The organism is [Clostridium] fimetarium, assembly GCF_900111235.1.
Classification (GTDB): domain Bacteria; phylum Bacillota; class Clostridia; order Lachnospirales; family Lachnospiraceae; genus Clostridium_N; species Clostridium_N fimetarium.
The window spans coordinates 1-25,049 of the sequence record NZ_FOJI01000006.1; the positions used below are offsets into that span (position 1 = coordinate 1).

26 protein-coding genes and 1 other annotated feature are annotated in these 25,049 nt (G+C 32.1%); of the genes, 21 read left to right on the plus strand and 5 right to left on the minus strand.

Annotation, left to right across the window (positions count from 1 at the left end; all coding sequences use genetic code 11):
* Positions 1-162: 162 nt before the first annotated feature.
* Positions 163-406: a binding site (T-box leader), on the plus strand.
* A 115-nt stretch (positions 407-521) separates the two neighbouring features.
* Positions 522-1,901, plus strand: a complete 1,380-nt coding sequence (locus BMY18_RS08685; protein WP_092452947.1) for a TrpB-like pyridoxal phosphate-dependent enzyme — start codon at positions 522-524, stop codon at positions 1,899-1,901.
* Positions 1,902-2,243: 342 nt separating this feature from the next.
* Complete coding sequence (locus BMY18_RS08690; protein ID WP_092452950.1) at positions 2,244-2,894, plus strand: GntR family transcriptional regulator; 651 nt, start codon at positions 2,244-2,246, stop codon at positions 2,892-2,894.
* Positions 2,895-3,043: 149 nt separating this feature from the next.
* Here BMY18_RS08690 and BMY18_RS08695 read toward each other — a convergent pair whose 3' ends face one another.
* The 5 genes from BMY18_RS08695 to BMY18_RS21270 all read right to left on the minus strand — a co-directional run bounded on the left by BMY18_RS08695 (position 3,044) and on the right by BMY18_RS21270 (position 6,329).
* A complete protein-coding gene (locus BMY18_RS08695) occupies positions 3,044-3,886 on the minus strand; it encodes a nitroreductase family protein (RefSeq protein WP_092452953.1) in 843 nt (280 codons plus the stop codon).
* Between the two features lie 11 nt (positions 3,887-3,897).
* Positions 3,898-4,188 (minus strand): putative quinol monooxygenase, encoded by a 291-nt coding sequence (locus tag BMY18_RS08700; protein ID WP_092452956.1) that lies wholly within the window; start codon positions 4,186-4,188, stop codon positions 3,898-3,900.
* Positions 4,181-4,708: a nitroreductase family protein gene (locus tag BMY18_RS08705; RefSeq protein WP_092452959.1), complete on the minus strand. Its 528-nt coding sequence runs from the start codon at positions 4,706-4,708 to the stop codon at positions 4,181-4,183. Before BMY18_RS08705 ends, BMY18_RS08700 begins: the two co-directional genes overlap by 8 nt.
* Positions 4,709-4,744: 36 nt before the next feature.
* Positions 4,745-5,185, minus strand: a complete 441-nt coding sequence (locus BMY18_RS08710; RefSeq protein ID WP_092452962.1) for a MarR family winged helix-turn-helix transcriptional regulator — start codon at positions 5,183-5,185, stop codon at positions 4,745-4,747.
* A gap of 172 nt (positions 5,186-5,357) precedes the next feature.
* On the minus strand, positions 5,358-6,329 hold the full coding sequence (locus tag BMY18_RS21270) for a TylF/MycF/NovP-related O-methyltransferase (RefSeq protein ID WP_207647439.1): 972 nt from the start codon (positions 6,327-6,329) through the stop codon (positions 5,358-5,360).
* 329 nt (positions 6,330-6,658) lie between these two features.
* Between BMY18_RS21270 and BMY18_RS08720 the strand changes: the two genes are divergently transcribed.
* The 19 genes from BMY18_RS08720 (at position 6,659) to BMY18_RS08810 (ending at position 25,029) form a co-directional block, all read left to right on the plus strand.
* A complete protein-coding gene (locus tag BMY18_RS08720) occupies positions 6,659-7,525 on the plus strand; it encodes an NAD-dependent epimerase/dehydratase family protein (RefSeq protein WP_092452964.1) in 867 nt (288 codons plus the stop codon).
* Positions 7,526-7,658: 133 nt separating this feature from the next.
* Entirely contained in the window at positions 7,659-8,465 is an 807-nt protein-coding gene (locus BMY18_RS08725; protein ID WP_170841354.1) for a MerR family transcriptional regulator, read from the plus strand.
* 40 nt (positions 8,466-8,505) lie between these two features.
* On the plus strand, positions 8,506-9,123 hold the full coding sequence (locus BMY18_RS08730) for an NAD(P)H-dependent oxidoreductase (RefSeq protein ID WP_092452970.1): 618 nt from the start codon (positions 8,506-8,508) through the stop codon (positions 9,121-9,123).
* Positions 9,124-9,170: 47 nt separating this feature from the next.
* Positions 9,171-9,875, plus strand: a complete 705-nt coding sequence (locus BMY18_RS08735) for a DUF1287 domain-containing protein (protein WP_092452973.1) — start codon at positions 9,171-9,173, stop codon at positions 9,873-9,875.
* A gap of 267 nt (positions 9,876-10,142) precedes the next feature.
* Positions 10,143-10,775 carry a TetR/AcrR family transcriptional regulator gene (locus BMY18_RS08740; RefSeq protein WP_092452976.1) on the plus strand — a complete coding sequence of 211 codons (633 nt, stop codon included), beginning with the start codon at positions 10,143-10,145 and terminating at the stop codon, positions 10,773-10,775.
* Between the two features lie 105 nt (positions 10,776-10,880).
* A complete protein-coding gene (locus BMY18_RS08745; protein WP_242940997.1) occupies positions 10,881-11,609 on the plus strand; it encodes an FMN-binding protein in 729 nt (242 codons plus the stop codon).
* A 131-nt stretch (positions 11,610-11,740) separates the two neighbouring features.
* The gene (locus tag BMY18_RS08750) at positions 11,741-12,451 is read left to right on the plus strand and encodes an SGNH/GDSL hydrolase family protein (RefSeq protein WP_092452979.1); all 711 of its coding nucleotides are present in this window, start codon (positions 11,741-11,743) and stop codon (positions 12,449-12,451) included.
* 146 nt (positions 12,452-12,597) lie between these two features.
* Positions 12,598-15,000, plus strand: a complete 2,403-nt coding sequence (locus tag BMY18_RS08755) for an EAL domain-containing protein (protein ID WP_092452982.1) — start codon at positions 12,598-12,600, stop codon at positions 14,998-15,000.
* A gap of 460 nt (positions 15,001-15,460) precedes the next feature.
* The gene (gene panB / locus BMY18_RS08760) at positions 15,461-16,288 is read left to right on the plus strand and encodes a 3-methyl-2-oxobutanoate hydroxymethyltransferase (protein ID WP_092452985.1); all 828 of its coding nucleotides are present in this window, start codon (positions 15,461-15,463) and stop codon (positions 16,286-16,288) included.
* 43 nt (positions 16,289-16,331) lie between these two features.
* Positions 16,332-17,219, plus strand: coding sequence for a pantoate--beta-alanine ligase (panC, locus tag BMY18_RS08765; protein WP_092452988.1), 888 nt, complete (start codon positions 16,332-16,334; stop codon positions 17,217-17,219).
* Positions 17,220-17,297: 78 nt separating this feature from the next.
* Complete coding sequence (locus tag BMY18_RS08770) at positions 17,298-17,915, plus strand: TetR/AcrR family transcriptional regulator (protein WP_170841355.1); 618 nt, start codon at positions 17,298-17,300, stop codon at positions 17,913-17,915.
* Positions 17,916-18,169: 254 nt separating this feature from the next.
* Positions 18,170-18,868, plus strand: coding sequence for an ABC transporter ATP-binding protein (locus tag BMY18_RS08775; RefSeq protein ID WP_092452994.1), 699 nt, complete (start codon positions 18,170-18,172; stop codon positions 18,866-18,868).
* A 95-nt stretch (positions 18,869-18,963) separates the two neighbouring features.
* Positions 18,964-21,285, plus strand: coding sequence for an ABC transporter permease (locus tag BMY18_RS08780; protein ID WP_092452997.1), 2,322 nt, complete (start codon positions 18,964-18,966; stop codon positions 21,283-21,285).
* 57 nt (positions 21,286-21,342) lie between these two features.
* Positions 21,343-22,095: a M15 family metallopeptidase gene (locus BMY18_RS08785; RefSeq protein ID WP_092453000.1), complete on the plus strand. Its 753-nt coding sequence runs from the start codon at positions 21,343-21,345 to the stop codon at positions 22,093-22,095.
* A gap of 140 nt (positions 22,096-22,235) precedes the next feature.
* Positions 22,236-22,511 (plus strand): ArsR/SmtB family transcription factor, encoded by a 276-nt coding sequence (locus tag BMY18_RS08790; protein ID WP_092453003.1) that lies wholly within the window; start codon positions 22,236-22,238, stop codon positions 22,509-22,511.
* A 173-nt stretch (positions 22,512-22,684) separates the two neighbouring features.
* The gene (locus tag BMY18_RS08795) at positions 22,685-23,695 is read left to right on the plus strand and encodes a permease (protein ID WP_092453006.1); all 1,011 of its coding nucleotides are present in this window, start codon (positions 22,685-22,687) and stop codon (positions 23,693-23,695) included.
* A 47-nt stretch (positions 23,696-23,742) separates the two neighbouring features.
* A complete protein-coding gene (locus BMY18_RS08800) occupies positions 23,743-23,979 on the plus strand; it encodes a 4Fe-4S dicluster domain-containing protein (RefSeq protein WP_092453009.1) in 237 nt (78 codons plus the stop codon).
* A 38-nt stretch (positions 23,980-24,017) separates the two neighbouring features.
* Positions 24,018-24,395 (plus strand): thioredoxin family protein, encoded by a 378-nt coding sequence (locus BMY18_RS08805; protein WP_092453011.1) that lies wholly within the window; start codon positions 24,018-24,020, stop codon positions 24,393-24,395.
* Positions 24,396-24,528: 133 nt separating this feature from the next.
* Positions 24,529-25,029, plus strand: coding sequence for a GNAT family N-acetyltransferase (locus BMY18_RS08810; RefSeq protein WP_170841356.1), 501 nt, complete (start codon positions 24,529-24,531; stop codon positions 25,027-25,029).
* The last annotated feature ends 20 nt before the right edge of the window (positions 25,030-25,049 follow it).

Sequence of the window (25,049 nt, forward strand, 5' to 3'; positions counted from 1 at the left end):
ATGAACAATGTAAGACTAACGTCCACACCGCTATTTGTAAAAATAAATTCCACTAGTGATGGTATAGGGGATGGAATTTAAAATTTCAATTCACGAACCAACAATAATATAGATTATGTCGGATAAAAAAATTGACAACTAAAATACTCCATGATAAAATTATAAAAACCGATGAAAAAGAGTAAGTATTTTTTGATATTTCTTCAAAGAGAGTCACAGGCGCTGGGATTGTGGTAAGCAAATGCAAAGAAGAATGGGCTTTTGAGGGCAAACTGAACTTATAGTAGGTACGCCGGAGAGAATACTCCGTTAACAAATAAAAACATATATTAGTATGTTTTGAGAGGACGTAAGATATTACGTCAAGCCGGGTGGCACCGCAGGAGTTAACGCTCTTGTCCCTGCAGTATTTTTAGCATGGGATAGGGGTATTTTTTATGCCTTTTTTCCCAATAATAGAAACATATTTTGATAGCCGCTAAATAATGCGAATTAAATTCGCGCGGCAGATGGGAGCTAAGATGAAAGAAAAAACAATTCCTTACAAAATTTATCTTGAAGAAAATGAGATGCCAACTCAGTGGTACAATGTGCGCGCAGATATGAAAAACAAACCAGCTCCATTGTTGAATCCAGGTACGTTAGAGCCTATGACAGCGCAGGAGTTAAGTGGAGTGTTTTGTGATGAATTAGTAAAACAAGAATTGGATGATGTCAATGCGTACATTGATATTCCAGAAGAAATAAGAGATTTTTATAAAATGTATCGTCCATCACCGCTTGTTAGAGCTTATTGTTTAGAAAAAAAGCTACAAACTCCTGCAAAGATCTATTATAAATTTGAAGGAAATAACACAAGTGGAAGTCATAAATTAAATTCAGCAATTGCACAAGCTTATTATGCAAAAGAACAAGGGTTAAAAGGTGTTACAACTGAAACAGGCGCAGGACAATGGGGAACCGCATTGTCAATGGCATGTTCTTATTTCGATTTGGATTGTAAAGTATTTATGGTTAAAGTTTCATATGAGCAAAAACCATTTAGACGTGAAGTAATGCGTACTTACGGTGCAAGTGTAACTCCATCACCTTCTACTTCAACGCAGGTTGGTAAAAGAATATTAGAAGCACATCCAGGAACAACAGGAAGCTTAGGCTGTGCTATTTCAGAGGCTGTAGAAGTAGCGGTTGGCTCTGAAGGATATAAATATGTACTAGGAAGCGTTCTTTCTCAGGTATTATTACATCAGTCTATTATTGGATTGGAAACGAAAGCTGCACTTGATAAATATGGGATTGAACCAGATATCATTATTGGATGTGCAGGTGGTGGTTCGAATTTAGGCGGATTAATTGCACCATTTATGGGAGAAGTGCTCAAAGGCGAGAAAAAATATAGATTTATTGCAGTAGAGCCATCTTCTTGTCCAAGTTTAACGAGAGGAAAATTCGCATATGATTTTTGTGATACAGGAATGGTATGCCCATTGGCAAAAATGTATACATTGGGAAGTGGATTTATGCCTTCTGCAAATCATGCAGGCGGATTACGCTACCATGGTATGAGTTCTGTGATATCACAGTTATATGATGATGGTTTAATTGAAGCTACCAGTGTAGAACAAACAGCTGTATTTGAAGCTGCTGAACAATTTGCAAGAATTGAAGGTATTTTACCAGCGCCTGAAAGTGCACATGCAATTCGTGTTGCAATTGATGAAGCTTTAAAATGCAAAGAAACAGGAGAAGAAAAAACAATTGTATTTGGCCTTACAGGAACAGGATATTTTGATATGGTAGCATATGAAAAATTCCATGATGGTGTAATGACAGATTATATTCCAACAGATGCTGATCTTCAACCAGGATTTGACGCGATTCCTAATATACCTGAAAAATAAATTTATATAAGTTTGCAAAAAAGAGCCGATTCATGAACGGCCCCTGCCAAGTAGACCGGGGTCAGTTCATGAACCGACTCTTTTTGATTACTATAGTTGGGATTACTATAGAAGGATAATTAATAATATATTTAAAGGTGTTACAAAGCGTTAGTAATGATTTATTCAAGTTGTTATTCATAAAAAGAATACCACTTGTCTAATTTTACTATTTTTTGTCAAATTATTAACAATTTATTATTGACTTTTCATATGTAAAGATATATATTTTTTATCATATAATATTTTTTTGTATACGATATACTTCATAAAAATATAAAAAAAATTAAGGTGGGGAATCATATGGAATTAAAAGTAATCGACAAAAGAGTAACCTTATCAGATCAGGCTTATTATATTATTAAAGATGCAATCATATCTAGCGTTTTAAAGCCGGGGGAAGTGTTAATAACTGAAAAACTTGGGGAAAAGTTAAATATAAGTAGAACACCTATTAAAGCTGCATTAACTCGTTTACAATATGAAAAAATTTTGTTTTTAAATGCTTCTAATAATTTTGTCGTAGTAGATATTACGCAACTAGATATTGAAGAAATAACGCAAGTAAGAGAAAAGGTTGAAGTATTAGCAGTTGAATTATTAGAAAATAAAATAACTGAAAATCAGATTCAAATATTAAAAGATATTATTGAGAAATATAATATTGCAATTGAAAATACTAGCTTTTGTGAAATGCTTGAATGTGAATATGAATTTCATAATACATTGGCTGAATTCTCAGAAAACAAATTTCTAATTGATACTATACGTACTGCAAATAATATTGTGAAAATATATTTAATGCTTTCTGGGACATATGAAAAATATTGTGATAATGCAAATTTAGAACACCAAGAAATTGTTGATTTTATTATAAATAAAAATTTTGGAAAAGCGAAGGAAGCAATGGCAAGGCATATTGGAAATCTGAAAAATAGAATGTTAAATCAATAGAAATATACATATAAAAAATCGAAAAAGAGCCCTTTACATAATGAACTGCCCCTTGTCAAAGTAGGCGGGGTCAGTTCATCATGAGAAGGAGCTCTTTTTATTGTGCGCGCGGCACGGGAGGGATCTTCTTGATAATGTATGTATTGTATTTAAGCAGTAATCCATGAAAAAATATACTCAGTTTGTTCGGGAACATCTAAAGTAGGTGTTTGTAATTTTTTGAATTCGCCCTTCAAATCTTTTTCAAGTGCTGCTAGATGAAAATGACAAGCGGCGATACCAATATCCACTTTTTGAATGTCATAACCAAAGCTCGTGCTGTATCCTTTTGCTTGTAATTCATAAAAGTGGTAGGTTGTACCATCTTGTAAGATTCTCCAAGGTTGTTTGTTAGAAGCAGATGGTGCAAGGCGTATCATTTCCAAAGGAAAAGCATAAGCACCAGCATCTGCTAGTGATAATAACTTAGTGAAGTTTTTGTTATAAAAAAGATCACTCCATGGTTTTCTATGATCAGATTTGGCAACCATACGGACTAAGGAATCTGCAATTCGCTTTTTGCTAGAAGGATAGCCAAAAGGTGAGATGGCAGGGAAAATCTCATTTTCTTTGATTTCAAATGCATTTTTGAAACTACTACGGTTAAAAGTTCCACCTAACCAACAAGTTCCTAGACCTAAGGAAGTAAGATACAATATCAGCTTTTCAAATTCGTATCCGAGTGCCTCAAGTGCAAGCTCACTTTTTTCGACCGTTGCTCCAATATAATTGTTTGCACCTTTAATTACACCGTAAGTTCCAAGCTTTTCAGAATTTGTCGAAGTATTTGACTCAAGCAGTTTAAAGCTTACCTTAACAGAAAAAGGGTTGGATAGTGTACTAATATAAGTGTTGATTTTTTCTTTCGTTTCCGAAGAAATCGGTTGATCTGTATAAGTTCTTGTACTATATCTAGTTTTTACAGTTTCTTCAATTGAAAATTCTAAATTCATATAGTTGCCTCCTAGACAAGTTTTTGATAGAAATTATTCTCACCGGGTTTCTCAGTGAAATCTGCGAGCATAGGAACTATTTCTAGAAAATGTTTTGCAGCCATATGCTGTCCAAGTGCTTCTTTACTTTCCCACTCTTCAATAATAGTTAGGATATGAGAATCTTTTACATCTTGAAATAATTCATAATGGATGCATCCTGCATCGTTTTTGTTAGTTTCTTGAACCAGTTTCGTTACCAATGAGATAAATTCGTTAATTTTATCTGCCTTCACATAATTTTTTGCTACAATTTTAATCATTGTATGTTTCTCCTTTAGTCCATTTTTCTAAATGAATTCTTTCAGCAATATATCGGTCGACAAACTCGTTTTTTTGACCATCTGGATAGCCAATAGCAATCATAGCAAATGGTTTGATATTTTCTGGTAAATTGTACAAATTTTTAATGTAATCAATTGCTACATCAGCAGTAGCGACACCTAGCCAAACTGCACCAAGTCCGAGATATGTTGCTTCTAATAAAATATTTTCAGTAGCAGCACCCATATCTTGTTGCCATCCAGTTGGTACTTTAAAGTTATTGCTGTTTGCCAAAAGTACAAATGTGACTGCAGAATCAGCAACTGGTTTTGAATAAGGTGTTGTTAAAGAAAGCGTCTTTAAATTTTCTTTATCTTCAACTACAATAAACTCCCAAGGTTGCTGATTTGCAGCGGAAGGGGCTTGCATAGCAGCGCGAAGTAGCTTATCAATCTTTTCCTTTTCAACGGGTCTGTCCTCAAATTTGCGAATGCTTCTGCGATTAAATATTTCTTTCATAGTTTTATTCTCCATATCTTTAAATTTTTGTTTGTTTTATTTACTTTCTAGTTTTGCAATAATCTTGTTTGCAGTTGAGATAAACTGCTCACTTTCCTCAATTGTTAGGATATCAGAGTAAATTTCATGTACATGTGCCCATGCCTTCTCGATTTCAGGCTGTAAATGCAAACCCTTTTCAGTCTTGAAAATATAGACATTTTTGCCCTCTGATTTACGTGAAACAAGTCCTTTGTTTTCCAACTTTTCAATGAAACGTGTGATTGTTGATGGCGTCATATGAAGTGCTTCACCGATTTGTTTTTGCCCAAGGCCGTCGCTTATATTTACAATATGAAGCAAAAATGCATGACTAGGGGATAAACCAGTTACTTTAAAATCCTCTTCAGCAGTTTTTCCTAATACTCGCGCTAATTTACATGATGAGAAAAACAGACATTCATTGAGTTGAGTATCAGTATTATCTATATGGTCCATAGTTCCTCCTTTTTGAATTTATAGTTGGTTGTACATACAACTATAATGCATTAATTAGAATTAGTCAATAGTTGTTATAGAAGTATTACTGATTTTATAATATTTTATTTGATGAATTATAATAGGAAACTTAGCCTTCCGGTTCTAATGGGTAGGCTAAGTTTATAAAGAACTATATTATTATGACAGCGGTTCCTGAGATATCGCTTAATGGAAAGATACTTATGACATTTTCTGAACAGAATTTTTTGATTGCCTCTTTTGCACCTTTAAAACGGAAATTATTGTAATCATGGATAAATATATAACCACCTTTTTTCAGCCGTGGATAAAAATATTGTAGGCCAGAATAGATTGGATTGAATAAATCGGTATCAATACTAACAAATGAAAACTGCTCATTCAAATCACATACAGTATCTGGAAAATATCCTTTTTTAACGATACAATTTTGTGGATACTTCATTCTTGATAAAACAAAATCAACACTTGTATTCGAGAAGTCAGAAGTAGCAGACTCCGAAAAAAAATTATTTCGCTCCGTAACTAAATCTTGTTCATTAAAACCTTCAAAAGTATCAAATAAATATAGGTTCCTATCGAAAAATATCTCATTTAAAACCTTTGCAAAATCACCACGAAAAACACCTAATTCGGCAATGTTACCTTCTATATGATTATTGTATATTTCTGCTGCTGTAAGTTCAAGTGAAGAGAGTCTTACATAATCACATGTTTGATAGATATCAGTTAATCTTTCACGACCTAAATTTTGCATACTACATACAGCATAGGGGTCAATAGTTCGCGAACAAAACTGATTTAATATTATGGTATGATGAAGTAACGATTCCTTTAACTGATTACTATAATATGGATTAAGTCCTATAATTATATCTTTATGAATGCCAATATTAGTTAGTTGATTAAAAATATCATCATAATATCTTGTAGTAATTATAATATAATCAAAGTCGTAATTTACTATAGCATCAGGTGCAATGATTTTTATATTATTTAGTTCTGTCCCTTGTATTGAGGTATTGTTATCAACATATGCCAGTATAGTTGCATTATTATAATCAATATTGGATAATAAATCCTTGCAAGCACTGCCGACTCCAAATAATAATAATTTGTACATATTCCTCCTTTATTCTAAAAACTATAACAATTATAAGTCTATAAATATATGTTAATATCAGCGTATTCACCAGAGGATAATATTGTGCATTTTTTAATAGGATATCAAATAGTAAGAAATGACTTTAATTAAAAAAATATAAGCATATTATAGATTAAAATGTTATATTAGTACCATATACTCTAGGAGGTGAATGATTTTTGAATCCAGCAATATGATTGTGTTGCTTTAATTTCGTTACATTATTTGTTGTGTTACGTGTATAATAAGCTATGAACAGTAAAAAAATATTAAGATACATAAATCTAATACAAAAGGAATAAATAAAAATGGATATTTTGGTTATTGGCGGTACAAGATTTTTTGGAATACATTTAGTAAACGAATTGTTGTCGGCAGGACATAAGGTAACAATCGCAACCAGAGGTAAGGCAAGTGATCCGTTTGGGGATAAGGTTACAAGATTGATTTTGGATAGAACGGACCGAGAAACGATTAAAACGGCAATATATTGGAAAAAATTCGATGTTGTTTATGACAACCTTGCTTATTGTTCTAATGATGTGAGAAATGTTTTGGATTTTGCAAAATGTGAAAGATATATTTTGATGTCAACAACATCAGTTTATGATAAACATTTAGAAACAAAAGAAGGTGAATTTAATCCAATAGATGAAACTTTAGTATGGTGTGAAAGAGACGAGTTTCCATATAATGAATCGAAACGCCATACAGAATGTGCACTATTTAAGCATTATAAAAAAATGCCATCGATGGCAATTAGATTTCCTTTTGTAATAGGAGAAGATGATTATACAAAACGACTATATTTCTATGTGGAACATGCAATCAAGCAGATTCCAATGTATATTGATAATTTAGGATGTAGGATGGGATTTATCCGTTCTGATGAAGCTGGGAAGTTTATGGCATATTTTGCTGACAAAGATTTTACAGGTTATATCAATGGTAGCAGCGATGGAGTAATCTCTATAAAAGAAATCTTAGATTATGTAGAAACAAAGACAGGTAAAGTTGCTATTCTTGCAGCGGATGGCGATCAAACACCATATAATGGCGAGCATGAATACAGTATCAATACGAATAAAGCTAAAAATCTAGGCTTCGAATTCACAACATTACAGGACTGGATATATGAGCTGGTTGATAAATATATTGAATTAGCTAAGGACTGATTTACGATAACTCATAAAGAAACAAAAAAAGCCCGCATGAAAAGAAGAATATTTTGTTAAAAAGCTTGACTTGAACCTTACGTATAGCTATATGATAAGCCATATTAATCAAAATAAAGGAGAATTGAAAAATATGCAAATCAAAGATGTTGAAAAGCATACAGGCCTTACCAAAAGGAGCATAAAGCTATACGAAGAAAAAGGGTTGCTAAAACCAGAAAAAAATGAAGAGAATGGATATCGAAATTACATTGAAACAGATGTTGAGTGTCTAAAAAAGATTAAAATGTATAGAAGTCTTGAGTTTTCACTTGATGAAATTAAACTGATATTGATGTCATCTGATAAAAAAGAAGAAATCTATAATTCACATCTAAAAGAGATTGAATTAAAAATCAATCGATTTCAAATGGCTAGAAGTTTTACTATGCAGCTTAAAGACGATGAGATAATTGAAGACACCGATTCAGTTAGAGAATTTATGGAAGACATTAGTGAAAATAGTAAAGATACATATTGGAATCCTCATATCAATCTTAGTGAACTGCCGCTTTGGACAGCTCTTTTTGGGGGAATAGTAGCATCATTCTTACCAAGTTACTTTTTTACATGGTATATTATTTTGGCTTTGACAATTGCAACTAGTTCGTTCACAACTGTATACTTTATATTAAAAAAAGAAAATAATATTGATAATAGCATGACAAAGAATATAGTGAAAACATTTGCAATGGCGTTGGGGCTTTTAGATTACGAATTTCTATTTTTTAAGTTATTCAATATTGGTGTAGATGCCTGTATAAAAAGACTCAGTGAAAGCGTTACTATAGTTACTACCATGCAACTTTTGGGACTTGGATTGGTAGCTATAATTTCTTGCATGCTTCCACTTGCACTGTATGTGCTGCATTTAAAAAAGAAAAAGAATAGGAATGAGTGACCTTACTTCTTATCTTAATGGAAATATCAGGAGAAAAAAAATGAAAGTATTGATCGTTTATTGTCACCCAAGTAATAATAGTTTTACTTATCGTTTAAAAGAAGAATTTATAAGAGGATTGGTTGCAGCGGGTCATCAGTATGAAGTTTCAGATCTATATAGAATGAACTTTAATGAAACACTATCTGAAAATGAATATCTTAGAGAAGGTTTCTATGATGATAGACTTACAATACCGGAAGATGTATTAGTGGAGCAAAATAAAATTAATACAGCCGATATGATTACATTTATTTATCCAGTATTTTGGACTGAGGCACCAGCAAAATTAGTTGGTTGGATTCAAAGAGTTTTTACGTTTGGCTTTGCATATGGAGATGCGCCAACAATGAAGCAATTAGATAAGGCTTTATTCCTGGTTTGCATGGGTGGAAATTTAAATGATACTGTTCGACAAGAACAAGTCAAAGCAATGAAAACGGTAATGCTTGGTGATAGAATTAGTAACCGTGCAAAAGAAAAAGAAATGATTGTATTTGATCAAATGACGAGAGAATATGGCAATGAAGGAAAGCACGAAGAGGGTAAGCAAGGAAAACGTGAGGAAAATATAATAACCTTTTTGAAAAAAACATATGAAATTGGTTACGGATTATAATTTGAACTTTTTATTTTCTTATTTGAAAGTGGGGGATTTAATATAAGATGGGAAAAAAAGCAAAGCGAATAAAACTTATAATTTTATTATTTATAATACTGTTCTTTATATCGATAACAGTTTTTTTCGTTTATATAAATCCCAAGATACATTCCCAAAAGGTGTATACAGCTGAAGAATTAGGGATAACAGTTATCGTGAGTGCTTACGATATAGATGGAGATGGAATAGATGACTATACTGATATATTACAAGGGGCACGACAGTATATAGCAACAAAGCCAAAGTATGAAAGCAATTACTATGATGGAGGATATCCGGATGATGGAACTGGAGTCTGCACAGATGTTATATGGAAAGCATTTCAAAATGCTGGATATAATTTAAAGGGAATGGTCGATGAGGATATAAAAAGTAATTTGAATGCATATTCTATGATTGTTAAGCCTGAACCGAATATAGATTTTCGGAGAGTTAAAACTTTGAAGATTTTTTTTGATAGAAACTCGGAAAATTTATCTACAGATTTTTCAAATCCAGAAGAATGGCAAGCTGGGGATATTGTAATATTTCCAAATCATATTGCGATATGTTCAGATAAACGCAATTCAAAAGGAATACCATTTATTATTCATCATGATGGCTTCGGTGCAAGAGAGGTGAATGAAATTGAAAACTATACAGTAGTAGGGCATTATCGCATGGTTAATCAATCATCCATAGAAACAGGTTCCACGGAATCAATAAAATGATACCTATATTTAAAACACAAATTATAGAATGTAAATTACCGAATACAAATTACGGAATACAAATTATAAAAAAAAAGCAATTGACCATAAACGGTTGATTGTTTTTTTTACGTAAATTAATCATTTTAGATATTGACAAATATCGAACTCATAGTACAATAAATATAACGACGGTATAATAAATGTAACCTAGGTAATAGAATACATCATTCTTACAAATTCAATAATAGAATTCATAAGGTAGAAAGTGTTAGGAGAAAAGAAAATATGGGAAATAAGAAAAAGGAAACATTAATTCAATTTAACAGAAGTAATATAATAGAATCCGCAAAACAACTGTTTAAAATCAAAGGAGTTGAACAGACAACCATGGATGATATTGCAAAGGAAGCCGATTATAGTAAATCAACAATATATGTGTACTTTAAAAGTAAAGAAGAAATATATAACAGTATTGCTTGTGAATATATGAATCTATTAAAAAAAGGACTAGAAGATTGTACAAGGGAGTTAGATGATTTTGAGGCTTGTTATTATAAAATATGTAATACGATTTTAGAATTTCAGGAACAATTTCCACTATATTTTGAAACTTTGATTGGGGAAATCAACGTGGATATAATACAGCTTGAAAAAGATAGCGTTTTGAAAGAAATATATAATACAGGTGAAGAGATTAATGACATAATTACTAAGCTTTTACAATTTGGTATTGATCATCAATTTATCCGTAAGGATATTGAGTTGATTCCAACCGTTTTTTATCTTTGGTCTGGTATAAGTGGAATTGTTTTATTGGCTCAGCGAAAGAAAAAATATTTAGAATTACGAATGGAACTTAGTCTTGAAGATTATTTAAACTACAGTTTTAAAATGTTACTGAAGTCAATCATAAACTGAATTGATTCAATGAATGAAACTGAATGAATGAAATCAAATTAAATTAATTCAAAGTAATCTAAGTGATTTATTATAATTTAAATTTATTTAAATAAATCTTGGATTATGAAATATAAAATATTTGTAAACTTGGATTTGAGTGCCGCAGAAGTGGCAGATTGGAGCATTATGATATTTGGAATTATAGCAGCAACAATTCTATTGATATTAATATCAAAGTTTTTCACAAAGAGGATTCCTATGAAAAAGCTAGATCGATTCATGGCGAAAATACATAGTATATTGGGATTTTTACTTATTATTGTATTACTAATACATCTGATACAGTCATTTTCATTATTTGATTCCAGACCAATTTACATATATATTTTGGGCGTCAGTTTAGTTATTTGTATAATAGTAGTGGCAGCAAGTTATTATTTTAGAAAGCAGTTAGGAAATAAATGGATTAAAGTACATAGAATATTTGCCTTGATTACAGTAATACTAGTAGTGTGCCATATAGGCAGTTGTCTTTATAGTGTTACGAGCTATCAAAAAGTAGTAAACAATATTGTGATTTCAGAAATTGATGTGACTCATATACCAGATGGAATTTATGAGGGGGAGTATGATGTTAAATACATATATGCTAAGGTTGAAGTTACAGTTAAACATGGGAAAATAGCGGATATCAACATACTTGAACATAGAAACGAACGTGGTGGTCCAGCTGAAAAAATTACAACTAATATAATAAATGAACAAAAAATTGATGTTGATGCAGTTAGTGGAGCAACAAATTCAAGCAGAGTAATTAAGAAAGCAGTAGAAAATGCATTAATGAATAGATAACTATCATTTGGCTCGTTTGTTTGTCGCCCAAATAAAAAATATTATTAAATAATATTTGACAAACGTTTATTAATAACTTATGATGTAGCTATAAATACTATGTAATATAGTAATAAAAAAGGCGGCTGATTATGATAAGAAAAATGTTAGAGCAAATGATAAATATAGAATTATTTGGAGATTCAATTTTAAAGGGAATTCAGGTAAATCCGATAAATAAAAAGTATTATATTAATAATGAGATTGATATAGAAACGTTAAGTGAAAAATACTTGCTTCATATTAAAAATTATTCGAGTTTTGGATGTACGGTTACGAAGGGGAATAATTTACTCAAAAAAAGACTAGAAAAAAATATTGCATGTGATGCAATTATAATGGACTATGGTGGTAATGATTGTGATTATAATTGGAGAGCTATTTCAGAAAATCCAGAAGGTAATTATTCGCCTAATACCCCTATTGAAATTTTTACAGAAACTTATTGTGATATTATTGATACATTAAGGAAAAAAGGTATTTTACCTATATTGACAACATTACCCCCATTACAAGCGCAAAACTTTTTTGATTGGTTTTGTAAAGATCTAAACAAAAAGAATATTTTGAAATGGCTTGGTGAAATCAAAAATATTTACTATCATCAAGAGATATACTCTAAGGCGGTCGAAAAAATTGCATTTGAAAAACATGTTCCACTAGTTGATTTAAGAGGGGCATTTCTAAAGGCTGAAAATATGAGTGAATTGTTTTGTGAGGACGGAACTCATCCAAATACAGCTGGTCAAAAAGTCATCGCATCATCATTTAATGATTTTGCAGATGGATTCTTATATGCTTAATATAAAAAAATATAACATTGGACGCACTCATTTTTATTATATGGGTGCGTTTTTACATGCATACAGAAATGTGTTATAATCTTCGAGGGATAAAATCCTTGATAAAATAAAAATAAAGTATTTGTTATATATAACAACGGAGGACTATGAAAAAAAAGAGCTCAATTAAGAAACAGCTAAATGTTTTTACAATTAGCACTTCTGTTATGATTATTGGATTGGGATGTTTAATGGCTATATATATTTTCTTTTCCATATATAAACAATCAGTAATAGATAGTACAAAAACCGCAGTTTATGGTTTGAAATCTAATGTTTTAGAAGAAGGTAAAGAACAAATTTCTTCTTTTTCTGAGAACTTAATTGTTCTATCGGAAACCACATTATTAGAGGATGTTAGTAAGAGGCAAACCATCTGGGATAATTACATTAATTCTGTTGGAAGTCATAATATTGAGTTAGTCCAAATTTGGAATGATAACACAATGGTTTTCGAAAAAAATACCTGTTTAGATAACAATATCGTAAATTTTATTGCTCCCGATGGAGATAATGGAGTTATTATGCTCAAGGGAAGTAATGATGCTGGAATTTATTTAATTTGTTCAACATTAATCAAAGATGAGAATGGTGATACAATTGGAAAAATCAAAATAGCACAGCAACTTTCAGATCAAAGCTTTATAAATGATACAAAAAGAATAACGGGATCAGAAGCAACAATTTTCATCGGAAACAAACGGTTTCTAACAACCATAAAAAAGGACGGTGTCTATCAAACAGGGACTACAATGGATCCAAAAGTTGAAGAAGCAGTATTAAATAAAGGCAATGAATATATAGGAAAAGTAAATATTCTTGGAGAACCTTATATCGTTTCTTATGCTCCTATTTTTGATATGAACAATCAACCCATTGGTGCTTTCTTTGTCGGAAAATCAGTGGCATCTGCCTACAAATTTCAACTTCATATTACAGTATATATGCTGATATTGGGAGGCCTTCTACTTTTCCTCTTTTATTATATTGCTAGACGTTGGCTTATTGAACATATAATAAATCCTATACAAAGGGTTTCTGAATCCATAAAAAAGATTGCGGAGGAAGATTATGAGCATTTACATGATATGCCAAAGACGAAAAGTATAGAGCTTGAAACACTACAGACATCAATACAAATCATGGGTGATTCAATTGTGAATCAAAAAAAGAAACTGGAAACAATAGCTTACATAGATGTGCTTACAAGCCTTCCCAATAGGGCAAGTCTATACGGAAAGTATAAAGACATTTCCTTGGTTGAAAATGAACATAGTTTATCTGTGATGTTCGATATTGATGTAGATAATTTGAAGTACATCAATCATCTATTTGGTCAAGTGGTGGGAGACAGATTGTTATGTCAAGTTTCTGATATATTGAAGATGATTATATATTTATACCCGGAGTATCAAATCTATAGGATTGCAGGGGATGAATTTGTTGTCTGCAAAGAGGGAGATTATACGCTAGATGAAATACGGACTATGGCTCAAAATATTTTGTCCCTATTTGAGAAAAGCTTTTCGGTGGACCAATATAACATTAGCATGACGGTAAGTGTGGGCGTGGCTTACACAAGTTCCTGCTCAGGGAAAAATTGTATCATATGTACAGGAGAGTGCAAAGATCGTCTTGAAACGCTTTTAAAAAAAGCAGAAGACGCAATGAATCGAGTAAAAACAAATGGAAAAAATAATTTCATTATATTTGATCCTTCAATGAATGCGCTTATTGAGCGTAAAGCCTTATTGCAGCAAGAGTTAAAGGAGGCCTTGAAAAATGAGAATTTAATGGTTTATTATCAACCAAAGTATAATATTAAAACAAGTTCCTATGATGGATTTGAAGCACTGATTAGATGGAAGCATCCCCAAAAAGGTTTTATATCACCAGTAGATTTTATTCCAGTGGCAGAAGAAACAAATCTGATTAATGAAATTGGGGCTTGGGTATTAGAAAAGTCCTGTGTCTTTATAAAAGAATTTAATATTAAGTTTGGTAAAGAATTTAATGTAGCAGTTAATGTCTCTGCAGTTCAATTACTCAGTGATGGTTTTGAAGAATATGTATGTAAAGTGTTAGAAAAATATAAGTTAGAACCTCAGTATCTTGAATTAGAAATTACAGAATCAGTTTTTGTTAATTCAATTGATATTGCATATGAAAAATTAAAAATTCTTAGAAGTATGAATATTAGCATTGCACTAGATGACTTTGGTACTGGGTATTCTTCATTTACCTATTTGAAGGCGCTTCCTATTACAACATTAAAGCTTGATAAAACATTTATAGATGATATTGTATCTGATGAAGTTGCCTTAAAAATCGCGGAAAGTGTAATCCAAATCGGAAAAAGTTGTGGTTTGGAAGTTGTTGTTGAGGGAGTAGAAACCGTGGAACAGTTCCAACTTTTATCAAAATTGGAATGTGACTATATTCAGGGCTATTATTTTTCAAAACCTGTTTCAGAACAAGCAATTTATTCGATATTTGAAGAAGAAAAGTAAAAACTTGTTTTGATATAAGAGGTTGAGGTTGATAATATTTTATATTAAACATTATTTATAGAAATTACTCTTGAAAATTATCAACAAACAAGTTATGATAGGCGAGTAATTGAAATGAAAATTAGCTGCACTTTTTTGATGTCTAATGTACTGTGATTATATACAGACATGAGGACGAAATTAAATGGTGTCAGCACATACATATTTATAATTGGACTTCATTATGGAAGTCTCATTATCAATAGGAATATTATAAATCAGACAGTCTTGACCTAAAAAACATAACAGGCAGGAACTAAAAAGAATTATTCCATTTTTAAGATTATTTTAGGCATAATTGGATAAAACTTTAATTTGGTTCGATATACAGCGCTTGTTTACTTTTTACAATAGATTTTTCTATTGTAGGTAAACAGGCGCTTTTTAATATTTTGTTGGAAGAAAAGGAGTTGGAAAGACGATGAAAAATACAGTAACTACAATACAAGAGCAAAAAATGATGAAAGATAAAATAACGATGCTTACAGCATATGATTATTCTACTGCAAAACGAATGGATGAAGCTGGAATTAATTCGATTTTAGTGGGTGATTCGCTTGGAATGGTAATGCTTGGATACGAAGATACTTTGTCCGTGACTATGGAGGATATGATTCACCATGCAGCAGCAGTTGCAAGAGGCTGTGAAAATGCACTTATAGTCGTAGATATGCCATTTATGTCATACCAAACATCTGTTTATGATGCTGTTAATAATGCTGGGCGACTTATGAAAGAAGGTCGTGCAAATGCCGTAAAGCTAGAGGGAGGGGAAAAGGTATGTCCTCAGATAAAAGCAATTGTGGACGCCTCCATTCCCGTTGTGGCACATCTTGGATTGATGCCTCAGTCTGTAAATGCATTTGGTGGATTCAAAGTACAAGGAAGAGATGAAGAGGCTGCAAGAAAGTTACTTCTAGATGCTAAGGCTGTTGAGGCGGCCGGTGCATTTGCAGTAGTACTTGAATGTGTGCCATACAAATTGGCAAGTCTGATTTCGCAATCTATTCGTATTCCGACGATTGGAATTGGTGCAGGAGCTGGCTGTGATGGTCAGGTTTTGGTATATCAAGATATGTTAGCAATGTTTTCAGGATTCAGACCAAAGTTTGTAAAATGTTTTTCCAATGTTGGTGAAGTGATGACAGTTGCATTTAAACAGTATATAGAGGAAACAAAGGCTGGTACATTTCCAGGAGAAGAACATACATTTCAAATAGCAGATGAAATCATTGAGAAATTATATTAACGAGTTATAATACTTAAAAAGATGAGCAGAAATGGAGAAAAGCATGAAGATCGCAAAGACAATAGAAGAAGTCAGGGAATGTATAAAAGAGTGGAGAAACGAGGGTCTTAGCATAGGATTGGTGCCAACAATGGGTTATCTTCACGAAGGACATCAAAGTTTAGTAAAGCGAGCTTGCGAAAATGATATAGTTGTAGTTAGTATTTTTGTCAATCCGATGCAGTTCGGACCCCAAGAGGATCTATCAAGTTATCCAAGGGACCTTGCAAGTGACATTCGGTTGTGTGAGGAAAATGGCGTGGATTTAATATTTAATCCCCAATCAGGGGAAATGTATGAATCCGATTTTTGCTCGTATGTCGATATGTCAGTGCTAACAGAAGAATTATGTGGTTTAAGCCGGCCAGAACATTTTCGTGGAGTATGCACTGTTGTTTCAAAACTATTCAATATTGTTACACCGGATAGAGCATATTTTGGCGAGAAAGATGCACAGCAACTTGCTATTATTAAGCGTATGGTAAGAGATTTGAATTTCAATGTAGAAGTAATCGGCTGCCCTATTATTCGTGAAAAGGATGGTCTTGCAAAGAGCTCTCGTAATAAGTATCTAAATGAAGAAGAGAGAAAAGCTGCGCTTGTTTTAAGCGAATCAATCCAACTTGGAAAGAAAATATTAGAAGAGGGCGAAAGAGATAGCGCAGTTTTAGTGAAAGCAATGAAGGATTACATTGAAGCGGAGCCGTTGGTTAGAATTGATTATCTTAAAATCGTTGATTCAGTGTCAATGCATCAGGTGGAAAAACTAGAAAGTCCGGTCTTAGTGGCGATGGCAGTTTTTGTTGGAAAGACCAGATTGATCGATAATTTTATATTTTCTATATCAGAAAATCGTTCAGATTCTTTTTATACATCAGAAAATCGTTCTTGACAGTAGTGCAAATCGATGATAACATAACAGTGTTATCTAAATACTATTTAAATTCTATAAACAGAAAAGATGGTGAAAATGAAACAAGAAACACAGACGCGGGAAAAACTATTAAAAGTTGCAAAAGAAGAATTCCTGGAAAAAGGTTATGCAGCAGCATCATTAAGAAGTATCTGTAAAAAAGCTGATGTGACTACTGGAGCACTGTATTTTTTCTTTCAGGATAAAGAAGACCTGTTTGGTTCATTAGTGAAAGAGCCGCTAGATAAGTTGTATGGAATTATGAAACTGCATTATCTAGATGAAATCGCAGAGACGAAAGAGTTAGTAATAGAAAACAATGATATGAAAAATGACTTAGAGGCATCAAAAATGGCCATTCACTTTATGTATCATTATCATGATGAATTTTTATTGCTTTTAACAAAGTCACAAGGCTCTAAATTTGAAAAGTGTTTTGATGAATTTGTAGAGATGTCTGAAAAACATTACCGTGTTTTGGCTGATAAAATATCTGAGATTTATCATTTACCCAGAGTCGATGATTATACAATTCACTGGTGTTCTCATGTTCAAATATTTACCTTTGCACATTTTATTACACATGGATTACCACAAATTGAAGCGGAAGCGCAGATAGAGGTAATGGTGAAATTCATGGTGAATGGTTGGCTTAGTATTTGGGAAAAAAAATAAATTATATCATCTCGGTAGCACTATAAGAAGGGGATATCAATTAATGGTATCCCTAATAAAAACCTAATAACATAACATCGTTATGCTGGTGAAGCATATTATAAAATATCAAGATATTTTAAACAATGTGATTTATATTCGAAAGGTACAGATACGACGAGAGATATGAAAGATTTGTGGTTGTAATACAAATTAAATATGCGCATTGTCTCGCAGAGTGAGCCGATAAAAGATGCGCAGGAATGAGGGGAATTATGTATGTAGAAGTAAAAGAGGTTGACAAATGTTACGGAAATGGAGAAAACCTAGTTAAAGTAATAGATGGTATTACAACTGGAGTTGAAAAAGGGGAAATGTGTGTTATTCTTGGCCCAAGCGGTTCTGGAAAATCAACTCTTTTAAATGTAATTGGTGGACTTGATAGTATAGATAAAGGCCATATTGTTGTGGATGGACTAGATATAACAGGGTTAAGACAAAATGCAGTATCAAAATATAGAAGAGATTACTTGGGATTCATTTTTCAGTTCTATAATCTTGTTCCAAATCTGACGGTAAGAGAAAATATTCAGGTATGTGAATATCTGACGAAGGAACCTCTTGATATTGATGAGTTAATCGATACGTTGGGAATGACTGAACATCAAAAAAAGTTTCCCTCACAGTTATCAGGTGGACAACAGCAAAGATGCGCAATTGCAAGAGCCCTTATCAAAAATCCAAAGCTGTTGCTTTGTGATGAACCAACGGGTGCTCTTGATTATAAGACATCAAAGGATATTTTGATGTTATTAGAAGAAGTAAATAAAAAATATGGAACTACAATGCTGATTGTTACCCATAACTCAGCAATAAAAGATATGGTACATAGAGTGATTCAAATAAAAGATGGAAAAATTAGTAAAGACTATGTGAACACTAACTTGGTATCTGCAAAAGATCTGGAATGGTAAAATTAAACTTTACATGCAAAGTTCATTTCAAAGCTTGTAGGAAACTGAATCATTGGAAGAACAAATGTGTTCTTTGAAATTTGGAGGATAAAAAGATGGTTTTACATAGAAGAATTATAAGAGAATTAAGACAAGGATGGGTAAAATATGGTGCCATGGCTTTTTTGCTTATTTTGTCATTAAGCCTGGTTGTTAGCTTAGCAGGTGGTGCCGATACGATCGTAAATACGATGGAATCAACGTTTCAAACTTCTCATGTGGAAGATGGGGAATTTCAGGTGCACGTGCCATTGAATGATAGCCAGTTAAATGAATTAAAAGACTTGGGAGCAAAAGTAGAAGAAAAATTTTACTTTGATGCACAATCTGAACAGGGTACTTCACTTCGAATTTTCAAAAATCGAGATTATATTAATCAAATAAAATTAGATGAAGGAAGTGATCCGCAAAACGATAATGAAATTATTTTGGAAAAACATCTTGCTGATAATCTTGGATTATCAATTGGCGATAACTTTGTACTTGCTGGGAATACATATCAGATATCAGGAATTGGAAGCGTTCCAGATTATTCCAATGTAGTTAAAAATATTACGGATGTATTGTCCGATATAAAAAAATTCAGTGTGTGCTTTGTTTCAACCGATCGATTTAATGAACTCACAAAAGACAATGACAATGTGGCACATGAATATTCCTATATACTTGAAAATGGATGCACACATGATAAGGTGAAAAATTATATTACGAATATGGATTTTGATAAAACTAAAATCACAAATCCTTATATGAAACAAATTGTGGAACAATTAGAGAGTGGAAAAGAAAATCTGACAAATACATCATTCAAATATTCAAATCTCACATTTTTCTTAAAAGCGAATGATAATCAAAGGATTACTAGTTGTGAAGATGACGTGGCAATTAATAAGATGGCTGCGTTAGTTGCTGGTGTGATTATCCTATTATTAATTGCTTATATGCTATCCGTATTTTCTGTTCATAATATAGAGAAGGAAAGTGCAATTATTGGCACCCTATATTCCATGGGATATGTAAAAAAAGAGTTGATCAGGCATTTTATGATTTTGCCTGTTGCATTAACAGTTGTTTCAAGTGTTTTTGGAACGGTTCTAGGATTTTTGCTGATACCTTCAAAAGTATTAAGTAGTTCAAATTATTTTTCGTTTCCAAAAGCAATTGGCACTTATCCTCTCTATTTGATTGCATTTGGAATCTTAATGCCAATTATTATTACAGCTTTGGTAAATTATTTTGTGCTAAATGGAAAGTTAAAAGCAGAGCCTCTAAAACTACTTAGAAAAGAGAAAAAGCAGACTAAAATTGCAAATGTGGATCTTAAGAATATGGGATTTATTAATCGATACCGTATCAGACAGTTGATTCGTGAAATTAGAGGTAATATTACATTGTTCTTTGGACTATTTATAGCGATTCTTCTTATGATGCTTGGATTTTGTATCTTTGGGAGTATTGATAATTATGTAAATGGAATCACGAAGGATGTAAATTATCAGTACCAGTATATATTGAGTTATCCAATGCAGGAAAGCCCTCCAAAAGCTGAAATCGCATATACAAAAGGATTAAATACAAAATTTGATTTAACAGGCGGTGATATGGGAGTGACGCTGCAGGGGATTGAAAAGGATAATGTATATTTTGATTTTGATGTAAAAAGCGAAAACAATGAAGTATTCATATCTGATTCAGCTGCATTGAAATTCAACTGGAAAATAGGAGATTCGATTACTCTAGAGGATACTACGGCAAACAGAAGTTATAAATTTAAAGTAAAAGATGTGGTACATTTTGCCAATGGACTATATATATTTATGGATATTAATAATATGCGCAAAGTATTTGATCAAAAAGAGGGCTATTTTAATACCTTATTATCCGAGGATAAGTTAGATTTAGAGTCGGGAAGAATTGCATCAGTAATTACAAAGAACGAGATGGAAGCAGCGGCACATCAGATGTATGCTATGATGTCGGATATGATTGTAACAATTGTTGCTGCTTCGGTTGTATTGTTTGTCATTGTAATGTATCTGTTGCTAAAAATGATGATTGATAAGGCAACATTTAGTATTTCATTAATTAAGGTTTTTGGATATTCTCAAAAGGAAGTGAAGAAACTATATCTTGGATGTAATCTTTATACTGTTCTAATAACAACATTAATATCATTGCCAATTACAAAAAAAATAATAAGTATGATATATCCAAGCTTTATCTCGAATGTGTCAGCAGGAATGCCAACCGTTATGCCAGTGTATCTATATCTAATTATGATTGGCATTATCATGGGTTCCTATTTGTTGGTTAATGTTTTATTGTCTAGACATTTGAAGAAAGTGTCGTTGGTTGAAATCCTCAAAGAAAGAGAATAGTATAAAAATAAAATTACAATACTTTTATTGATTTTATGAAAGGATAAAATTTTATTAATGAATAATAAGATAAAAACAATTAGCAAAAACACAAATAAAAAAAGAACAAATAACAAAAGAAAATTTAATTTTATGATAGGAATTTTATGTATATTTATAATTATAGGCGGAATAAATCTAGCTGAAGGCGGTTATGTTAGCAAAATAGTTAATGGGACTGAAAATAAACCATTTATTTTACAAGCAAATAGTGAAATTATTAAAAATGATTGGAGATTAATACTAGTAAACCATTGGAATCCTATTCCAGATAATTATAATATTTCACTCACAAAACTTAAAAACGGAGAGTCTGTGGATGAGAGGATATATAAAGATTTGCAAGAAATGTTTGATAATGCAAGAAATAATGGCTTATATCCTATGATATCTTCTGGATACAGAACGACACAAATGCAGAAAAATATGTTTGATGAAAAATTTTATGATATAAAATCTCAAGGCTACTCTACAAAAGAAGCAGAAACAATGACAGAGAAATGGGTCGCAATTCCTGGAACAAGTGAACACCAAATAGGATTGGCAATCGATGTTGTTGGAGAAAATAATCAAGATAATGCGAAAGTGCAACAATGGCTTAAGGTTAATAGTTATAAATATGGTTTTATTTTGAGATACCCGTCTGATAAAATAGAAATAACTGGTACTAATTTTGAACCTTGGCATTTTAGATATGTAGGAAAAGAAAATGCAGCCCAAATTTATATAAGTGGACTTTGTCTCGAGGAATATTTAGAATCGTTACAGTAAGTGGTGTTTTATGAAAAGAGTATGTCATAAAAGTTGACTTACTCTTTTTTTGAAAAAATTAGTAAAACATATTGACAACTATCGATATAAGTGATATCATCCATATATTGATAATAATAGATTTGAGAGGGGATAGAGTTATGACAAATTCAGATATTGCTAAAGTTTTCAAAGCTTTTTGCGATGAAAGTAGAATAGAGATATTGAAAGAATTATCAGATAGTGAAAAATGTGCATGCAAGTTATTAGAAAAATTAGAGATTGGTCAATCAACATTATCTCATCATATGAAAATTCTATGTGATTCAGGAATTGTAATTGGTCGTAAAGAGGGAAAGTGGACGCACTACTCAATTAATCCAGAAGGTATTAAAATAGCGAAAGATCTTTTGAAAAATATAACTAAAATGGAATAGTTTTTAAGATATATTAGTGCCATCGATTAGATGGCTTTAATATAGTATTACATATCTATACATGTAAATGCGTAGATATATAGATAGAGATGTAGATAAAGATGCAGATAAGGATATAGATTTAAAAGTAAACCAATAGAAACATTAATATAATAGGAAAGGTGTGTTGTAAAATGAAAATAGTAGAATCAATATGGTTATTTTTCCAAAATCAAATACTCGCAATGAAATGGTTAAACGAGGTGATAGGGAGTTTGTTGACAGTAGTAGGACTAGATATTCAAGGAAAGTTGGGAGGGAGTCTTCAGTTTTTTATATTTGATACAATTAAAATATTTGTGCTATTATCTATTTTGATATTTATTATCTCCTATATTCAAAGCTATTTTCCACCAGAACGAACAAAGAAGATACTTGAAAGATTTCATGGTGTAACGGCCAATATTTTAGCAGCCTTACTTGGAACTGTGACGCCATTTTGTAGTTGTTCTTCTATTCCATTATTTATCGGATTTAGTAGTGCAGGACTTCCAGTAGGAGTTACATTTTCGTTTCTTATTTCATCCCCACTTGTAGATCTGGGTTCATTAGTGCTATTAATGAGCATTTTCGGAGCTAAGGTAGCGGTGGCATATGTTATTGTTGGTCTTGTATTAGCCGTCATCGGAGGAACTCTAATCGAGAAACTTGGTATGCAAAAATACGTTGAAGATTTTATTACTGGGGTTAGTAGAGTTGACATTGATTCGCCTGATTTAACGAAATCTGAAAGAATCACTTATGCAAAAGAGCAAGTGCAGGCGACTGTTAAGAAGGTGTTTTGGTATGTATTAGTAGGTGTGGGAATTGGAGCAATGATACATAATGTGATTCCAGAAGCAATTATTCAAAGTATTTTGGGTACAAATAATCCATTTTCAGTAATCATTGCAACCGTAGTAGGAATACCGATGTATGCAGATATATTTGGAACGATTCCAATTGCAGAAGCACTATTTTCAAAAGGAGTAGGGTTAGGAACAATTTTAAGCTTTATGATGGGTGTTACAGCACTATCATTGCCATCTTTGATTATGTTAAGAAAGGCTGTAAAACCAAAATTATTAGTTGTATTTGTCGCAATTGTTGCAGTAGGAATTATTATTATTGGTTATGGATTTAATGCATTACAAGTGTTTTTTTAAAACTTGTTTAAATAAAGTGAAGTCACAAAGAGAAAGGAGAGATAATTATGGCAAAAAAGTGGTATCCTGTAATTGATTATTCAACGTGTAATGAATGTGGAGCATGTGTGAAAAAATGTTCTCATGGAGTTTACAATAAGGAAAAAGAATTAACTCCAATTGTTACAAATCCTGAAGAATGTATAGATCATTGTCATGGATGTGGAAATATTTGTCCTCAAGGTGCAATTACATATGTTGGTGAAGATACAGGATGGGTTCCAACAAATTTAGATAAAAAATAATATAAGAGTATTTTAATAAAAGAAAAAGGAGCATAATTATGTCATTATTTGGACTTGGAAAGAAAAAGGATGAAGTGAAAGAGGTAAATAGCAACTGTGGTTGTAGTGAAGCTTGTGCTACAGGAACTTGTGATACACAACCAATAGAAAATGTGAAACCTGATATTGTTAGTGGTGAATCAGTAAAAGTCTTAGGCTCAGGATGTGCCAAATGTAATGAATTAGAAGCAAATGTGAAAAAAGCACTTGAGCAGTTATCAATGGATACTTCAATAGAACATGTAACTGATTTTGCTCAAATTGCCGCATATGGTGTTATGTCAACGCCTGCATTAGTAGTAGATGGTAAGGTCGTGGCTTATGGTAAGGTTTTAAAAGTTGAGGAAGTTGTAAAATTATTAGAAAAAGTAAGGTAGTGTAAGAGATTAATCGTTTACGCACGATTTAAAAACACAAAAAAGATTGGTAGTGTACCAGTCTTTTTTGTTAATAACATTGACATTCTTAAAAGGCAAGGTTTATCATGGTTAAAATCATTTCAATTTACCTATGAAACATGGAGGACAAAGAGTGAAAGATACTTTTGAATTTAGATATGCGAACGACACAGATGTAAAATTAATATTGTATTTTATTAAGGAATTAGCAACATATGAGAACATGCTAGATGAAGTGGTTGCAACACCGGAATTATTGCAAGAATGGATTTTTGTAAAGAAAAAAGCAGAAGTAATATTTGCAGTGGTCGATGGAAAAGAGATAGGCATTGCACTTTTTTTCCATAACTTCTCTACATTTGTAGGTAGGGCAGGAATCTATTTAGAAGACTTATTCGTTTTACCTGAATATCGTGGTAAAGGCTATGGGAAGGCAATCTTCAAGAGACTTGCACAAATCGCTTTAGAGAGAGGCTGTGGACGTCTCGAATGGAGTTGCCTTGATTGGAATCAACCAAGTATTGATTTCTATTTATCATTAGGAGCGCAGCAGATGAAGGATTGGACGTTATATAGAGTTGAAGGAATAACTTTAAGTGATATGGCAGAATAAGATGTTTATGGAACAAATAC

Coding starts and splice junctions, on each gene's coding strand:
- BMY18_RS08685 (WP_092452947.1), top strand. CDS start 522: ATGAAAGAAAAAACAATTCCTTACAAAATTTATCTTGAAGAAAATGAG.
- BMY18_RS08690 (WP_092452950.1), top strand. CDS start 2,244: ATGGAATTAAAAGTAATCGACAAAAGAGTAACCTTATCAGATCAGGCT.
- BMY18_RS08695 (WP_092452953.1), bottom strand. CDS start 3,886: ATGAATTTAGAATTTTCAATTGAAGAAACTGTAAAAACTAGATATAGT.
- BMY18_RS08700 (WP_092452956.1), bottom strand. CDS start 4,188: ATGATTAAAATTGTAGCAAAAAATTATGTGAAGGCAGATAAAATTAAC.
- BMY18_RS08705 (WP_092452959.1), bottom strand. CDS start 4,708: ATGAAAGAAATATTTAATCGCAGAAGCATTCGCAAATTTGAGGACAGA.
- BMY18_RS08710 (WP_092452962.1), bottom strand. CDS start 5,185: ATGGACCATATAGATAATACTGATACTCAACTCAATGAATGTCTGTTT.
- BMY18_RS21270 (WP_207647439.1), bottom strand. CDS start 6,329: ATGTACAAATTATTATTATTTGGAGTCGGCAGTGCTTGCAAGGATTTA.
- BMY18_RS08720 (WP_092452964.1), top strand. CDS start 6,659: ATGGATATTTTGGTTATTGGCGGTACAAGATTTTTTGGAATACATTTA.
- BMY18_RS08725 (WP_170841354.1), top strand. CDS start 7,659: ATGCAAATCAAAGATGTTGAAAAGCATACAGGCCTTACCAAAAGGAGC.
- BMY18_RS08730 (WP_092452970.1), top strand. CDS start 8,506: ATGAAAGTATTGATCGTTTATTGTCACCCAAGTAATAATAGTTTTACT.
- BMY18_RS08735 (WP_092452973.1), top strand. CDS start 9,171: ATGGGAAAAAAAGCAAAGCGAATAAAACTTATAATTTTATTATTTATA.
- BMY18_RS08740 (WP_092452976.1), top strand. CDS start 10,143: ATGGGAAATAAGAAAAAGGAAACATTAATTCAATTTAACAGAAGTAAT.
- BMY18_RS08745 (WP_242940997.1), top strand. CDS start 10,881: ATGAAATATAAAATATTTGTAAACTTGGATTTGAGTGCCGCAGAAGTG.
- BMY18_RS08750 (WP_092452979.1), top strand. CDS start 11,741: ATGATAAGAAAAATGTTAGAGCAAATGATAAATATAGAATTATTTGGA.
- BMY18_RS08755 (WP_092452982.1), top strand. CDS start 12,598: ATGAAAAAAAAGAGCTCAATTAAGAAACAGCTAAATGTTTTTACAATT.
- panB (WP_092452985.1), top strand. CDS start 15,461: ATGAAAAATACAGTAACTACAATACAAGAGCAAAAAATGATGAAAGAT.
- panC (WP_092452988.1), top strand. CDS start 16,332: ATGAAGATCGCAAAGACAATAGAAGAAGTCAGGGAATGTATAAAAGAG.
- BMY18_RS08770 (WP_170841355.1), top strand. CDS start 17,298: ATGAAACAAGAAACACAGACGCGGGAAAAACTATTAAAAGTTGCAAAA.
- BMY18_RS08775 (WP_092452994.1), top strand. CDS start 18,170: ATGTATGTAGAAGTAAAAGAGGTTGACAAATGTTACGGAAATGGAGAA.
- BMY18_RS08780 (WP_092452997.1), top strand. CDS start 18,964: ATGGTTTTACATAGAAGAATTATAAGAGAATTAAGACAAGGATGGGTA.
- BMY18_RS08785 (WP_092453000.1), top strand. CDS start 21,343: ATGAATAATAAGATAAAAACAATTAGCAAAAACACAAATAAAAAAAGA.
- BMY18_RS08790 (WP_092453003.1), top strand. CDS start 22,236: ATGACAAATTCAGATATTGCTAAAGTTTTCAAAGCTTTTTGCGATGAA.
- BMY18_RS08795 (WP_092453006.1), top strand. CDS start 22,685: ATGAAAATAGTAGAATCAATATGGTTATTTTTCCAAAATCAAATACTC.
- BMY18_RS08800 (WP_092453009.1), top strand. CDS start 23,743: ATGGCAAAAAAGTGGTATCCTGTAATTGATTATTCAACGTGTAATGAA.
- BMY18_RS08805 (WP_092453011.1), top strand. CDS start 24,018: ATGTCATTATTTGGACTTGGAAAGAAAAAGGATGAAGTGAAAGAGGTA.
- BMY18_RS08810 (WP_170841356.1), top strand. CDS start 24,529: ATGAAACATGGAGGACAAAGAGTGAAAGATACTTTTGAATTTAGATAT.